The 13,197-nt window shown below is 64.1% G+C and carries 15 protein-coding genes; 8 read left to right on the top strand and 7 right to left on the bottom strand.

All coding sequences use genetic code 11. The features are described from left to right. Positions 1 to 12 precede the first annotated feature (12 nt). The 6 genes from HB634_RS09750 to asnS are packed head-to-tail and all read right to left on the bottom strand — an operon-like array spanning position 13 to position 5,289. The gene (locus HB634_RS09750) at positions 13 to 453 is read right to left on the bottom strand and encodes a Rid family hydrolase (RefSeq protein WP_063571729.1); all 441 of its coding nucleotides are present in this window, start codon (positions 451 to 453) and stop codon (positions 13 to 15) included. After that, entirely contained in the window at positions 443 to 1,894 is a 1,452-nt protein-coding gene (locus tag HB634_RS09745; RefSeq protein ID WP_213948425.1) for an aldehyde dehydrogenase, read from the bottom strand. The genes HB634_RS09750 and HB634_RS09745 overlap by 11 nt, the downstream gene beginning before the upstream one ends. An 8-nt stretch (positions 1,895 to 1,902) precedes the next feature. Further along, positions 1,903 to 2,691 carry an SDR family oxidoreductase gene (locus tag HB634_RS09740; RefSeq protein WP_063571731.1) on the bottom strand — a complete coding sequence of 263 codons (789 nt, stop codon included), beginning with the start codon at positions 2,689 to 2,691 and terminating at the stop codon, positions 1,903 to 1,905. A 28-nt stretch (positions 2,692 to 2,719) separates the two neighbouring features. Further along, positions 2,720 to 3,052 (bottom strand): hypothetical protein, encoded by a 333-nt coding sequence (locus HB634_RS09735; RefSeq protein WP_063571732.1) that lies wholly within the window; start codon positions 3,050 to 3,052, stop codon positions 2,720 to 2,722. Positions 3,053 to 3,058: 6 nt separating this feature from the next. After that, complete coding sequence (locus tag HB634_RS09730; RefSeq protein WP_063571733.1) at positions 3,059 to 3,871, bottom strand: MalM family protein; 813 nt, start codon at positions 3,869 to 3,871, stop codon at positions 3,059 to 3,061. Positions 3,872 to 3,885: 14 nt separating this feature from the next. Next, positions 3,886 to 5,289, bottom strand: coding sequence for an asparagine--tRNA ligase (gene asnS, locus HB634_RS09725; RefSeq protein WP_213948424.1), 1,404 nt, complete (start codon positions 5,287 to 5,289; stop codon positions 3,886 to 3,888). Positions 5,290 to 5,415: 126 nt separating this feature from the next. On the opposite strand from asnS, the gene HB634_RS09720 reads away from it, so the two are divergent. The 6 genes from HB634_RS09720 (at position 5,416) to HB634_RS09695 (ending at position 10,409) form a co-directional block, all read left to right on the top strand. Next, positions 5,416 to 5,742, top strand: a complete 327-nt coding sequence (locus tag HB634_RS09720) for an iron-sulfur cluster assembly accessory protein (RefSeq protein WP_063571735.1) — start codon at positions 5,416 to 5,418, stop codon at positions 5,740 to 5,742. 239 nt (positions 5,743 to 5,981) lie between these two features. Further along, on the top strand, positions 5,982 to 6,404 hold the full coding sequence (rpsF, locus tag HB634_RS09715; protein ID WP_107915513.1) for a 30S ribosomal protein S6: 423 nt from the start codon (positions 5,982 to 5,984) through the stop codon (positions 6,402 to 6,404). Between the two features lie 15 nt (positions 6,405 to 6,419). After that, entirely contained in the window at positions 6,420 to 6,650 is a 231-nt protein-coding gene (gene rpsR / locus HB634_RS09710) for a 30S ribosomal protein S18 (protein ID WP_029214018.1), read from the top strand. 110 nt (positions 6,651 to 6,760) lie between these two features. After that, the gene (rplI, locus tag HB634_RS09705) at positions 6,761 to 7,207 is read left to right on the top strand and encodes a 50S ribosomal protein L9 (protein ID WP_213948423.1); all 447 of its coding nucleotides are present in this window, start codon (positions 6,761 to 6,763) and stop codon (positions 7,205 to 7,207) included. A gap of 173 nt (positions 7,208 to 7,380) precedes the next feature. After that, complete coding sequence (locus HB634_RS09700) at positions 7,381 to 8,796, top strand: replicative DNA helicase (RefSeq protein WP_213948422.1); 1,416 nt, start codon at positions 7,381 to 7,383, stop codon at positions 8,794 to 8,796. Between the two features lie 164 nt (positions 8,797 to 8,960). Further along, a complete protein-coding gene (locus HB634_RS09695) occupies positions 8,961 to 10,409 on the top strand; it encodes an NAD(P)/FAD-dependent oxidoreductase (protein ID WP_213948421.1) in 1,449 nt (482 codons plus the stop codon). A 28-nt stretch (positions 10,410 to 10,437) separates the two neighbouring features. Here HB634_RS09695 and HB634_RS09690 read toward each other — a convergent pair whose 3' ends face one another. Next, entirely contained in the window at positions 10,438 to 10,767 is a 330-nt protein-coding gene (locus HB634_RS09690; RefSeq protein WP_213948420.1) for a low molecular weight protein tyrosine phosphatase family protein, read from the bottom strand. A 170-nt stretch (positions 10,768 to 10,937) separates the two neighbouring features. On the opposite strand from HB634_RS09690, the gene HB634_RS09685 reads away from it, so the two are divergent. Beyond that, complete coding sequence (locus tag HB634_RS09685) at positions 10,938 to 11,702, top strand: SGNH/GDSL hydrolase family protein (RefSeq protein ID WP_345777478.1); 765 nt, start codon at positions 10,938 to 10,940, stop codon at positions 11,700 to 11,702. Between the two features lie 199 nt (positions 11,703 to 11,901). After that, positions 11,902 to 12,870, top strand: a complete 969-nt coding sequence (locus HB634_RS09680) for a CsgG/HfaB family protein (RefSeq protein ID WP_213948419.1) — start codon at positions 11,902 to 11,904, stop codon at positions 12,868 to 12,870. Positions 12,871 to 13,197: the final 327 nt, after the last annotated feature.

Genomic DNA, 13,197 nt, shown 5'->3' with positions numbered 1-13,197 from the left:
AGAGGGTGCAGGTTACCGAGCGGAGGGTGCTGGCTGCGGTGCATGCGCAACGCACTTCAGTTCGATCGCAATCGGTGTCGGCAGGGCTGTGATCCCCAGCGTCGTACGACACGCATCGACCCCCGCGAACGCCTCGGCGTAAAGCCGATTATATGTAGCGAAGTCACGCGCCATGTCGGTGAGATACACCGTCACATCCACCAGATCCTCAAAGCGCGAACCGCTGGCATGCAACACGGCGCGCACATTCGCGAACACCTGCCGGCACTGCGCCTCGATGTCGTAGGACACCAACTTGCCGTCGGCATCGACGACGTTGCCTGGCACCGCGTTGGTGGCGGGGATGCGCGGACCCACGCCAGACAGGAAGAGCAGGTCGCCCACGCGTCGCGCGTGCGGATAGGCACCTACGGGAGCCGGTGCGCCTTCGGCGCGGATGACATCATTGCCCATGGTCGATGCAGACATTCCTGGCCTCGGTAAAGAAACGCATGGCTTCGAAACCGCCTTCGCGGCCGACGCCCGATTGCTTCGTGCCGCCGAACGGCGTGCGCAGGTCGCGCAGCATCCAGCAGTTGACCCATACGATGCCGAAGTCGAGCTTCGCCGAGAACCGGTGGGCACGTGACACGTCGCGCGTCCACACCGAGGCGGCCAGCCCGTAAGGCGTACCGTTCGCGATGGCCAGGGCATCCGCTTCGGTGTCGAAAGGAATCAGCGTGACGACGGGTCCGAAGATCTCTTCCTGGTTCGTCGCCGCTTCGGGTGCCAGTCCTTCGATGACGGTCGGCTGGACGAACCAGCCTTCGGCGCAGCGGCCCTCGACGACGACGCGTTCGCCGCCCGTCAATAGCGTGCCGCCTTCATCCACCGCGCGCGCGATGCAGCCGATGACCTTGTCGAAATGTGCCTTGGAGACCAGGGCGCCGAGCTGGATCGAGGCGTCCTTCGGGTCACCGACGCGCAAGGCGCGAACGCGCTCGAGATAGGCCTCGCGAAAGCGATCGTAGATGCCGCGTTGGACAAGCAGGCGGGAGCCGCACAGGCAGATCTCGCCCTGGTTGGCAAAGCCGGAGCGCACGATCGTGGCAAGCGATGCCTCGGAGAAATCGAAGTCGTCGAAAACGATGGCCGGGTTCTTGCCACCCAGTTCGAGCGACACTTTTTTCAGTTGCGGTGCCGCGGCGCTCGCGATGGCAATGCCCGTCCGGGTGCTGCCTGTGAATGAAATGGCCTTCACCGTCTCGTTCGTGACGATGGCCTCACCGACGGCGGGGCCACTGCCGTGGACGATGTTGAGGACGCCCGGCGGAAAGCCGGCCTCGCTGACCAGCGTGCCGAGAAGCCATGCCGTATACGGCGTGACCTCGGACGGCTTGGCGACGACGGTGTTGCCGGCGGCGAGGGCGGGTGCAATCTTCCAGGTGAAGAGATAGAGCGGCAGGTTCCACGGACTGATGCAGCCGACGACGCCGAGCGGCAAGCGCAGGGTGTAGTTGATCGCGCCATGCTCCATCGCGTGGGATTCACCGCTCCACTGGCCAGCGGCCGCCGCGAAGAATCGCAGGTTGGCGATGGCGCGGGGGATATCGAGGGAGCGGGCGAGGGCGAGTGGCTTCCCGCTGTCCTGCGATTCGGCTTCGGCGAACGACGCCAGGCGGGCTTCGATGAGGTCGGCCAGTCGGTGCAGGCATCGTCCGCGTGCTTCGGCAGGCGTTTGCGCCCAGCCCGGCGCGGCGCGGGAGGCGGCTGTCACGGCCTCCGCGACATCGGCGGCATCGGAGTCCGGGCACTGGGCGAACGGCTGGCCGATGGCAGGGTCGACGCTGTCGAGGTAACGGCCGGCACGCGGCGCGCGCGACTGGCCATCGATGAGGTTGGCGAGGATATGCATGCTGCGCTTCAGTTGAGGCTGCGCGTGCGCCCGCCATCGACGGCGAGGCTCACTCCGTTGACATAGCCGGCGGCAGGGCTGGCGAGGAAGGCGATGACGGCCGCCACTTCCGCGGGATCGCCGAAGCGCGCCGCTGGCACGCTGGCGAGCAGGCCGCGCTCGACTTCATCACGGCCGCGCCCGGCCTTGACGCTCGCCTCGACCAACGCCTCCAGGCGCGGCGTACGCGTGTAGCCGGGAAGCACATTGTTGACGGTGATGCCGTCGGGTGCGACTTCGGCCGAGAGGGTCTTGGCCCAGCCAGCCACCGCGGCGCGGACCGTATTGGAAACGCCGAGGTTGGGAATCGGCTCTTTCACCGAGGTGGAGATGACGTTGACGATGCGCCCGTAGTGCGCGGCACGCATGCCGGGCAGGCAGGCCCGCGTGACGACCTGCGCGCCGAGGAGGTGTTGGCGGAAGGCCACCAGGAAGGCCTCGGGCTCGGCATTCCATGCCGGACCGGGCGGCGGGCCGCCACTGTTATTGACCAGCACGTGCACGGCGTTGAGATGCGCCGCCTCGGTGACGGCCGCGGTCAGGGCTTCGGTGTCGAGCATGTCGACGGCGATGTGGCGATGTTTCTGGCCGGGGTGAGTCGCCGGCAATTCGGCCGCCAGTGCGATCAATGCATCGGCGGAGCGGGAGAGCAGCGTGACGCTCGCGCCGAGCTCGGCCAGCTCGAAAGCGGTGGCGCGGCCGATGCCCTGGGAGGCGCCGCAGACCAGCGCGTGACGACCGGTGAGGCGAAGATCCATGCGTGCTCCCTGGTTGGGTGGCGGCCTTTCAGGCCTGTCTCATCGCCCACCACTGTAGCGCCATCGCGGCGAACCAGCACGGCCAGGCGAACCAGGGCGCACGACGCCACCAGCGCTGCCAGCGGTTGAGGTCGTCGTCGTTGAACAAGGCAGGTGCGTCGGAGCGCAGCACGCGTCGCATGCGCAGCCAGTTGGCCATGCCGTTCGGCCGGCCGGTGTCGGCCTCGGTGATGGTCTTCCACTGGTCCGGATAGCGCTGCCGCAGCAGTGACGTGAAACGCCACTGCGCGATGAAGTGGAAGACGAAAGCGGCCACGGCGCCGAGCAGCAAGAGGAGATACAGAAGGACGGCGGTCTGCATGCTGGCTCAGCTGTCCTTTTCTTTCTTCTTCTGGTCCTGGCCGAGGATATCGGTCGTGACCACCTGGCGGATCGTGGAAATCACGCCATTGCCCGGCTGGGCCTTGTCGCAGACGGCGTTGCTGATGGCTTTCTTGTAGGTATCGTTCTGCATGCCGACGAACAGCACGCCGTCCGGGCCGTGTGGAATCTTGAAGCTGCCCGCTGCGGCCATCTTCACCGGCGCCTCCGCCGAGAAGTTGCTGGGCGATTGCTCCCAGTAGGTCTGGCTCTTCTGCTGCTTGGCCGACGAATAAACCACGATGTACCGCGCCTTGTCGTCCTCGACCTTGAACTTGCCGAAGGCGCCCGTCGTCTCGTTGGTCCAGCCCATGTATTCGCAGAGCTGGATGTCTTCGGCATGGAGCGGCTGGAACGCGTCGTCGAGCACCACGACCGTGGGCGCGAACAGGTAGCTCGAGCTCAGCCAGCGGCCGTTGAGTTCGGCCTTCATCGCGACGGTATAAGGCATCTGCGCGCCTGCCGGCAGGCGGAACGCCAGGAAGTAGCTGCGGTCGCCGTTGAGGTTGGCGACCGGGCTGTCTTTGTCCAGCGAGAAGCGCTGCGGCTGCCAGGGCAGCATGTCCTGATAGGACAGGTCGGCAAAGCTGCCGCAACAGGGCGTGGCGTTGTCGAGTGCCTTGCGTGCGACATCGACCGCGTTCGACGGGTTTTCCGGCGGACGGAAGTTCGGCGGCACGATGGCTTTCATCGTATGGCAGGCCGCGAGCGTGAGCATCGCGGCGGCGAGGAGCAGGGAACGGAGCAGGGAAGGGGGCATAAGGGTTGTGGTTCTTAGAACTCGGCACTCCCTGCCGCGCGGGGATAGGGGATGGCGTCGCGAATATTTGCGAGGCCGCAGACGTAGACGAGCAGGCGCTCGAAGCCAAGGCCGAAGCCGGCATGCGGCACGGTGCCGTAGCGGCGCAGGTCGCGGTACCAGTTGTAGACCTCCTTATCGAGGCCGAACTGGTCCATGCGGCGGTCGAGGTAGTCCAGGCGCTCTTCACGTTGCGCACCGCCGATGATCTCGCCGATGCCGGGCGCGAGGACGTCCATGGCCGCCACGGTCTTGCCGTCGTCGTTGAGGCGCATATAGAACGCCTTGATCTCTTCGGGGTAGTTCATGACGACCACGGGGCGGCCGATATGTTCCTCGGCGAGGTAGCGCTCGTGCTCGGTCTGCAGGTCGATGCCCCAGGCGACCGGGTGTTCGAACTTCTTGCCCGACTTCTGCAGGATCTCGACGGCCTCGGTGTACTGGATGCGCTCGAACGGCTTGGCGATGAACGCTTCCAGGCGCGAGATCGCGTCCGGCTGGATGCGCTCGGCGAAGAAGGCCATATCGTCGGCGCGCTCGTCGAGCACCGCCTTGAAGATGCCCTTGAGGAACAGCTCGGCCAGGTCGGCCATGTCGTTGAGGTCGGCGAACGCGACCTCGGGCTCCACCATCCAGAACTCGGCCAGGTGGCGGGTGGTATTCGAGTTCTCGGCGCGGAAGGTGGGGCCGAAGGTGTAGACCTTGCTCATCGACAGGGCGTAGGCCTCGACGTTGAGCTGGCCGGAGACGGTCAGGAACGCTTCGCGGCCGAAGAAATCCTTGCGCCAGTCGATGCCGCCCTTGTCGTCGCGCGGAAGATTGGCCAGGTCCAGGGTGGACAGGCGGAACATGTCACCGGCGCCTTCGGCGTCCGAGGTGGTGATGATCGGCGTATTGATCCAGAAAAAGCCCTGCTCGGTGAGCAGGCGGTGGATCGCCATCATCATGGTGTGGCGTACACGGGTCACGGCACCGAAGAGGTTGGTGCGCGGGCGCAGGTGGGCGACCTCGCGCAGGAACTCCATGGAGTGCTGCTTGGGCTGGATGGGATAGGTGAGCGGATTCTCGACGAAGCCGGTCACCTCGATGCGGGTGGCCTGAATTTCGTAGGCCTGGCCCTTGCCCTGGGAAGGGACGAGCTTGCCCGTGGCGATGATGCCGGCGCCGGCCGAGAGGCGTTTCACGTCCGTCTCGTAGTTGGCCAGGTCGGCGGTGGCGACCACCTGGATCGGGGCGAAGCAGGAGCCGTCGCTCACGTTCACGAAGGACAGGCCGCCCTTGGATTCACGCAGGGTGCGGACCCAGCCGCGTACAGTGACTTCGTGCTCCGCTGCGGTCGTGCCGCCAGCGAGGGCCTGCTTGACGCTTACCACCGTCATCGATTGAAACTCCAGAAAAGGCACCGCACATTAATGAGGGCGCATGGGACGCGACCCTGCATGATAATGTAAGGGCCACGTGAACGGCAGCGTTCTCCCGATATACCACGGTAAAAAAACGTCTTCATGAGCATTCAGATCACTCCCGCCGCTTCCGACCGCATGCGCGCCTTCCTCGACAAGGCCCCCGAGGCCGCGGGCGTGCGCTTTTCCGTCAAGCGGATGGGCTGCTCGGGCTTCGGCTACGTGGTCGATCTGGCCGGCGCCATCGCCGCGGACGACCAGGTCATGGATATCGACGGTATCCGCGTGGTGGTCGACCCCAAGAGCCTGCCCCTGGTCGAGGGCACCCTGATCGACTTCCAGCGCCAGGGCCTCAACGCTTCCTTCGTCTTCCACAACCCCAACGCCACGGGTGAGTGCGGCTGCGGCGAATCTTTCACCGTCGCCTGAATAGGGACATGTGGGAGCCGATTCATCGGCGAAAAGCCTACGAAGCGGTATAGCCGCGCGCCATCGCCGGCATAGCCGGCTCCCACAAAGAGCCGCCTCCAAGCCCTGCACCCTTGCGGCAACCCCCGGTTTCTCCTTACAATGCGCGGCTGGCTCTCCCCAAAGGAGGGTCTTCTTGCCTCACCGCACGTTGCGGGAGGCTGCCATCCCCGCAAGGGGTGCATCCACAAGGAGTCACCATGCGTCATTATGAAGTTGTGTTCATGGTCCACCCGGACCAGAGCGAACAGGTGCCTGCCATGATTGAGCGCTACAAAGCGCTGATCGAAGGCGACAACGGCAAGATCCACCGCCTCGAAGACTGGGGCCGCCGTCAGCTGGCTTACCCGATCGCCAACCTCGCCAAAGCTCACTACGTGATGCTGAACATCGAGGTTTCGCAGAACGCCCTGAACGAGCTCGAGACGGGCTTCCGCTTCAACGACGCCGTCCTGCGCCACCTCGTGGTTCGCCGCGACGAAGCCGACCTCGAGCCGTCCTTCATCCTTAAGAGCAAGGAAAAGGACGAGCAGAAGGGTTCGCGTCGCCGTGACGACGACGACGGCAGCGACGATCGCCGCGGCGGTCGCGATAACGACAACGATCGCGACAGCGACGACTAATCGGGGATCACAGCCATGTCTAAATTCTTCCGCCGCCGCAAGTTCTGCCGTTTCACCGCCGAAGGCGTCAAAGAGATCGATTACAAGGATCTCAACACCCTTCGTCAGTACGTCACGGAGAACGGCAAGATCGTCCCGAGCCGCATCACGGGCACGAAGGCACGCTACCAGCGTCAGCTGGCGACCGCGATCAAGCGCGCTCGCTTCCTCTCGCTGCTGCCGTACACCGACAACCACGACGTCTGATCACCCTGCGCCCTCCCGTTATCGGTGAGGGCGCCCGGGTTCAGGCATTTCGGACAACCGTCCTGGCTGCACGGGGCCCATTCCGTGCTAACGAAAAGTAAGGAAATACCATGGAACTCATCCTCCTCCAGAAGGTGAAGAACCTCGGTGACCTCGGCGACAAGGTCAGCGTCAAGCCGGGTTACGGTCGTAACTTCCTCCTTCCGACTGGCAAGGCCGCTCGCGCGACCGCCGCCAACCTCGAAGCGTTCGAAGCACGTCGTGCCGAGTACGAAGCAAAGGCCAAGGAGCATCTCTCCGGTGCCGAGGCTCGTGCCGCCAAGCTCGACGGCGCCGAGGTCACGATCGAAGTCAACGCTTCGCCGGAAGGCAAGCTGTTCGGCTCGGTCACGCCGCGTGACGTTGCCGAAGCCCTGACCGCGAAGGGTCTGGAAGTCGACAAGAGCGAAGTGATCCAGGCCGAAGGCCCGTACCGCAATGTCGGTGAGTACGATGCAGTTGTCGTGCTCCACGCCGACATCCAGCAGACGGTCAAGGTCAAGGTGGTCGGCGCGTAAGCTCCGAAACCCCCTGAGATCCTCGGAAGCGGGCGCCGAAAGGCGCCCGTTTTCGTTTCGCCCACAGGTTATCCACAGACTTATCCTCTCACCGGGTGAGACATCCCCGCGTATCATGGCCACACGGCCAGGCTGTCCCGGCCAGGGGCGCCGTCAGCAACACGAGGTATTCCATGTCCTTCAATCCCGAGCGCGGTGAGCGCGGAGACCGCAAGCGTCGTCGTGAGCCCACGCCGTTCGACTCGCTGCGTATTCCTCCGAATTCGATCGAGGCCGAGCAGGCGGTGCTGGGCGGCCTCATGCTCTCGCCCGATTCGCTGGACAAGGTGGCCGACAAGCTCACCGACGACGATTTCTATCGTAAGGACCACCGCCTCATCTGGCGCGCCATCAACGAGCTCGCCAACAAGGGCATGCCCTGTGACGCGATCACGCTCGGTGAATGGTTCGTCGCCAACGACCTCTCCGAGATGGTCGGTGGCGCGACCTACCTTATGGAGCTGGCCAACTCGACACCCAGCGCGGCGAACATTGGCGCCTATGGCGACATCGTGCGCGAGAAGTCCGTGCTGCGCATGCTGATCGATGCCGGCACGTCCATCACCGAGGATGGTTTTCGTCCCGAGGGCAAGAGCGTCCAGGAAGTGATGGAGCTGGCCGAGCAGCGCGTGTTCCGCATCGCGGAATCCGGCGCGCGCGGCAAGAAGGACATCGTCTCCGTACGCGAAGCCGTGGGCGAGGCGTTCCGCATGCTGACCGAGCGCTACGAAAAGCGCGGCCAGCTCACCGGTATCTCCACCGGCTTCACCGATCTGGACGAACTGACCTCGGGATTGCAGCCGTCAGATCTCATCATCGTCGCGGCACGCCCGTCGATGGGTAAGACCGCTTTCGCGCTGAATCTCGCCGAAGCCGCGGCGATGCGCGGCAAGAAGGCCGTGGCGGTGTTCTCGATGGAAATGTCCGCCTCACAGCTGGCTTTCCGTTTGATCTCGTCGCTCGGCCGTGTGCATGCGCAGCACCTGCGCAACGGTGACCTTGCCGAGGAGGACTGGCCGCGCGTCACCTCGGCCATCACCATGCTGTCGGATGCCAAGATCTTCATCGACGACACGCCCGCCATGTCGCCGGTGGAAATGCGTTCGCGTTCGCGCCGCCTGCAGCGCGAGCATGGCCTGGGCCTGATCGTGATCGACTACCTGCAGCTGATGCAGGTGCCGGGCAACAGCGAGAATCGCGCGACGGAAATCTCGGAGATTTCCCGCGGCCTCAAGGCGCTGGCGAAGGAACTCAACGTGCCGGTGATCGCGCTGTCGCAGTTGAACCGATCCCTCGAGCAGCGCGCGGACAAGCGCCCGATGATGTCCGATCTTCGCGAATCCGGCGCAATCGAGCAGGACGCCGACGTCATCATGTTCATCTACCGCGACGACTACTACAACAAGGAGTCGCCGGATAAGGGCCTGGCCGAGATCATCATCGGCAAACAGCGAAACGGCCCCACCGACACCGTGAAGCTGGCCTTCCTCGGCCACTACACCAAGTTCGAGAACTGGGCGCCCGACTCCTACGTAGGTACCTTCGACTAAGCGTCGCCTCGGCTCCGATCTCTGTAGGAGCCGATTCATCGGCGAACGGGTGCTCGCGGCACCCTGGCCCGCTGCCGCGGGATCGCCGATGAATCGGCTCCTACAAAAAGCGGCGAGTTTGCTCGGTTAGGCGTACGCTTTCCCTGCCGAAGCGGGGGTGCGCATTGAACACCGACCACTACGATGTCCTGATCATTGGTGCGGGGCTTTCCGGTATCGGGATGGCCTGCCGGCTGGCTACGGCTTGCCCAGAAAAGCGCGTCGGCATCATCGAGCGACGCCACGCCATCGGCGGCACGTGGGACTTGTTCCGCTACCCGGGCGTTCGTTCGGACTCGGACATGTTCACCTTCGGCTACGCCTTCCGGCCGTGGAACGAACTGAAGGTGCTGGCCGATGGCCCGTCGATCCGCGACTACGTCGTGGCGACCGCGCGCGAATACGGCATCGAAGGCAAGATCCGGTTCGGTCTGAGCACGACTCATGCGTCATGGTCTTCCGTCGACTCTCGTTGGACCGTGACCGCCGTCGACGAGCTTGGCGAGAAGCAGGTGTTCACCACCGGCTTCCTTATCGGATGCACAGGCTATTACGCGTACGACCGTGGCTACATTCCGGCCTTTCCCGATCTCGACCGCTACCAGGGACGTTTCGTCCACCCGCAGCAGTGGCCGGAGGATCTCAACTGGGAAGGCAAGCGCGTGCTCGTCATCGGCAGCGGCGCGACGGCCATCACCCTCGTCCCTGCGCTTGCGGCGAAAGCGGCGCATGTCACCATGCTCCAGCGCTCGCCGGGCTACGTGTTTTCCGTGCCTTCGCGTGATGCCATCTCGGCCGCGTTGTTGCGCGTACTGCCGGAACGCGTGGTCTACGCGATGGCGCGCCAGCGCAACATCGCCCTTCAACGGCTGCTTTATCGCGCGGCGATGCGCTGGCCGAAGCGGGTGCGCGCGCTACTGCTGGCCGGTGTGCGTCGACGCCTCGACGGCGCAGCCACGCTTGCCGATTTCTCGCCCGCGTACGACCCGTGGACGCAGCGGCTCTGTGTCGTTCCCGACAACGATCTGTTCGACGCGTTGCGCGCGGGCAGGGCATCGGTGTGGACCGATTCGATCGCCGGGTTCACCGAGACCGGTGTGCGCTTATCGTCGGGAGCGAGCATCGAAGCCGACATCGTCATCTCTGCGACGGGATTTCACTTACAGGTGCTCGGCGGCATGACGCTCGATGTGGACGGTATTGCCCGCGATCCGGGCACGCTGATGACATACAAAGGAGTGCTGCTTGATGGCATTCCCAATGCCGCCGTGTTGTTCGGTTACATCAATGCGTCGTGGACGTTGAAGGTGGACCTCGCCGCGCAATATGTCTGCCGGCTGATTCAGCGCATGGACGAACGTGCCGTCGATGTCGTCGTGCCGCGGGCGCCGCCAGGACAGGCGCTGGATGTGTGCATCCTTGACGCGCTTACATCGGGTTATGTAACTCGGGGAGAGGGTACGTTGCCCAGGCAGGGCAGGGATGCCCCGTGGCGCGTCACACACCGCTATGAAGTCGACCGACGTGTGCTGCTGGAGGACCCGGTCGACGATGCTTGGCTCGAGATGTCCTGAGGCTTCGTGACCATGATTTTGATAGCCGTCACGGTTTCGCTAGGAAACGGCCTGCGCGCTTCTGAAGCAGAGTGACCAGTTCTGGAGCCATATAGTCGTAGTCGTCGGGGATATCCAGGCAAACGACGCGTTTTCCCTTCAGTGCCTGACCGAAGCCGTTACGCAGTTTCGCCTGGTGGCGGCTTTCCATGACGACGATGACGTCGGCCCAGCGCAACTGTTCCGCCGAGACTGGCACCTCGGCGTCCTGGTTTACGCCGGCGGAGTCGGTTTCCACGCCGGCATACGTCGCAAAGACGTGCTCTGCCGTCGGGCTGCGCAGCCTGTTCTTCGCGCAGATAAAGAGAACTCGCGTCATGGCTGGTGCGTCCACTCTGGAGGGTTGCAGGCGGCGGGTCGTTTCGCCGACTATCGGCGCGGGGTGATTTTATCTTCAGGGGATGGAACCATGCGCTGTTTTGCGCGTCGTCGTCGTGCCGCCTGAAAGGCCACCTTCCTTACGAACGGGCCGCTAGCGAGGTAATGACGATGCGTATGGTGATGTTCCTCGCGGCGATGTGCTTGGCGGGGTCCGCGCTCTCGGCGCCGCAGCAGGCTCGGATCTCGCTACCTGACAACCCGACGCCCGACCAGCGCGCCGACATCGAGCAGCGTCTGAATGACTGGCCTTTGCTCGCGCGCTTCGCAAAGGATAACGCCACGTATCCGCCGCCGAAGCCAGGCGAAAAGCGCGTCGTCTTCTTCGGCGACTCGATCACCGATTTCTGGGGAAGGCGGGTCGGTGAGTTCTTCCCCGGCAAGAACTACATCAATCGCGGTATTAGCGGGCAGACGACGGCGCAGATGCTCGTGCGCTTTCGCGCGGATGTCATCGCACTGAAGCCGGCGGTCGTCGTTATCCTCGCTGGCACGAACGACATCTCGGGCAATACCGGCGCATCGTCCATCGAGATGATCGAGGACAACCTTTCCTCGATGACCGAGCTGGCGCGCGTCCATGGCATCCGGGTCGTCATGGCTACCCTCCTGCCGGTGAGCGACTACGTGGACCCGATGCAGTCGAGGCGGCGCCCGCCACCCCGGATTCGTGCGCTCAACGACTGGATTCGTGGATACGCGGAGCGCGAGCACCTGGTGCTTGTCGACTATTACCCTGCCATGGTCGATGCGAGCGCCGCGCTGAAGACAGAACTCACCGACGATGGACTGCATCCGAATGCACAGGGCTACGCCGTGATGGCGCCGCTTGCCCAACGCGCCATTCAGGCGGCGCTCGTGAAAGGCAGACGCTGAGCGAGGGCTCGCCTTACAGCGTGTCAGGGCGAGACCACGTTGCCTTGTTGGGCGAGCGGGCAATTCGTCCTGGCAAGGCCCGACAGACCTGTCTTATGGCTGTCCATAGCATCGTTGGCTCATTCGATCGCCTTCTCCCGCGTACGTCCGGGCTGGGCGAGGGTCGTTCAGGGCCGGACGTATCAGGACAGGATCGACCATGGAAATTTCCTTCAGGCACGCCGCGCAGGCGTCGCTTGCGCTTGGCGCTATCTTTTCGTTGACAGCATGTACCGCCGCGAATCCTCTCGTTACCCGAACGCAGAAGGCGCATGAGGCGAAGGTCGCCGCGATCCCGAAGTGTGCGCGCAAGCTCGGGACGATTTCGGTCATCGAGCCGGAAGGCGACATCCATTGGTGGACGCAGCAGCAGTTGCCGTCGCCGACCAAGCTGATCAAAGTGTTCGTCAATAAGTCCGGCTGCTTCACACTGCTGGATCGAGGCATGGGCATGAACGCTGCCATGCGCGAGCGCGCGCTCGCCGCGGGCGGTGAGCTGCGCGGCGGAGCCAACATCGGCAAAGGCCAGGTCAAGGCAGCGGACTATGTCATGGTTCCCGACCTCGTCTCGACCAATGCCAACGCAGGAGGTAGCGCGCTAAGCGCCCTGGCAGGCGGTCTGATCGGCGGCGGCGCCGGCCGCCTCGTCGGTGCCATCAATATCAGCTCGAAGACCTCCGATGTCGTACTCACCGTGACCGACGTCCGTTCGTCCGAGCAGGTCGCGATGACCGAAGGCCACGGTGAGAAGAACGATATCGGTCTCGGTGCGAGTGGTGCGTTCTTTGGCAGTCAGGGCCTGGGCGGCGCGGGCATCGGCGCATATGCCAACACCACGATCGGACAGGTCATCAGCATGGCCTACCTCGACGCCTACACGAAGCTGGTCAACGAAATGGGCGGGATGCCTGGCAACGCGTCGGCGGCGAACTCGCGTCAGTCCGGCACGGTCCGCGTCGCCACGCGGATGTTTCCGAGCTCCAGCATGAAGGGCAAGGCGGTACGCTCACTCGATCCCGGCATGACGGTGTATCCGACCGGCGACAAGGTCGGCGTCATCTGGGAAATCGAAGACGAGCACGGCAACCGCGGCTGGATCTCGTCGGAGAACTTCGACCTGGCAAGGTGACGCCCGAGGTGCGGACGATTCGTTCGCACCTCGGTACGGGGGCGAGGTGGAACATGTCATCATCCCTTGCTACCATTTGGCACGTAAGGGTTGCGCTCGCAGGGGGGGCGGCTCGACAGGGGAGCATCAGGGATACGACGCGTTGCCGTGAATCGACCGGCTTCATGACAGGGGATGTCCACATGGCGCAGCTTGCAGTCCGAATCCGCAGATCTTCAAACCACGTTTCGTCCACGAGCGCCGCGAAGGCCTGTCCCTTCGTCGTGCCTGTCGTGGTCTTGCGGCTGCTCTTCGTCCCGGTCCGGGGAGAGTGGCGTTCGTTCGACT

Origin of the sequence: Luteibacter sp. dw_328 (assembly GCF_018449605.1) — a bacterium.
Taxonomy (GTDB): Bacteria; Pseudomonadota; Gammaproteobacteria; order Xanthomonadales; family Rhodanobacteraceae; genus Luteibacter.
The sequence above is the reverse complement of the archived record's forward strand: the minus strand, read 5'-3'. Positions and strand labels throughout refer to the sequence as shown.

What these genes read in the sequence shown, in the direction of transcription:
- HB634_RS09685 (WP_345777478.1), top strand. Translation starts at nt 10,938, where the DNA reads ATGCGTATGGTGATGTTCCTCGCGGCGATGTGCTTGGCGGGGTCCGCG.
- rpsF (WP_107915513.1), top strand. Translation starts at nt 5,982, where the DNA reads ATGCGTCATTATGAAGTTGTGTTCATGGTCCACCCGGACCAGAGCGAA.
- HB634_RS09750 (WP_063571729.1), bottom strand. Translation starts at nt 453, where the DNA reads ATGGGCAATGATGTCATCCGCGCCGAAGGCGCACCGGCTCCCGTAGGT.
- rplI (WP_213948423.1), top strand. Translation starts at nt 6,761, where the DNA reads ATGGAACTCATCCTCCTCCAGAAGGTGAAGAACCTCGGTGACCTCGGC.
- asnS (WP_213948424.1), bottom strand. Translation starts at nt 5,289, where the DNA reads ATGACGGTGGTAAGCGTCAAGCAGGCCCTCGCTGGCGGCACGACCGCA.
- HB634_RS09700 (WP_213948422.1), top strand. Translation starts at nt 7,381, where the DNA reads ATGTCCTTCAATCCCGAGCGCGGTGAGCGCGGAGACCGCAAGCGTCGT.
- HB634_RS09735 (WP_063571732.1), bottom strand. Translation starts at nt 3,052, where the DNA reads ATGCAGACCGCCGTCCTTCTGTATCTCCTCTTGCTGCTCGGCGCCGTG.
- HB634_RS09745 (WP_213948425.1), bottom strand. Translation starts at nt 1,894, where the DNA reads ATGCATATCCTCGCCAACCTCATCGATGGCCAGTCGCGCGCGCCGCGT.
- HB634_RS09730 (WP_063571733.1), bottom strand. Translation starts at nt 3,871, where the DNA reads ATGCCCCCTTCCCTGCTCCGTTCCCTGCTCCTCGCCGCCGCGATGCTC.
- HB634_RS09720 (WP_063571735.1), top strand. Translation starts at nt 5,416, where the DNA reads ATGAGCATTCAGATCACTCCCGCCGCTTCCGACCGCATGCGCGCCTTC.
- rpsR (WP_029214018.1), top strand. Translation starts at nt 6,420, where the DNA reads ATGTCTAAATTCTTCCGCCGCCGCAAGTTCTGCCGTTTCACCGCCGAA.
- HB634_RS09680 (WP_213948419.1), top strand. Translation starts at nt 11,902, where the DNA reads ATGGAAATTTCCTTCAGGCACGCCGCGCAGGCGTCGCTTGCGCTTGGC.
- HB634_RS09690 (WP_213948420.1), bottom strand. Translation starts at nt 10,767, where the DNA reads ATGACGCGAGTTCTCTTTATCTGCGCGAAGAACAGGCTGCGCAGCCCG.
- HB634_RS09740 (WP_063571731.1), bottom strand. Translation starts at nt 2,691, where the DNA reads ATGGATCTTCGCCTCACCGGTCGTCACGCGCTGGTCTGCGGCGCCTCC.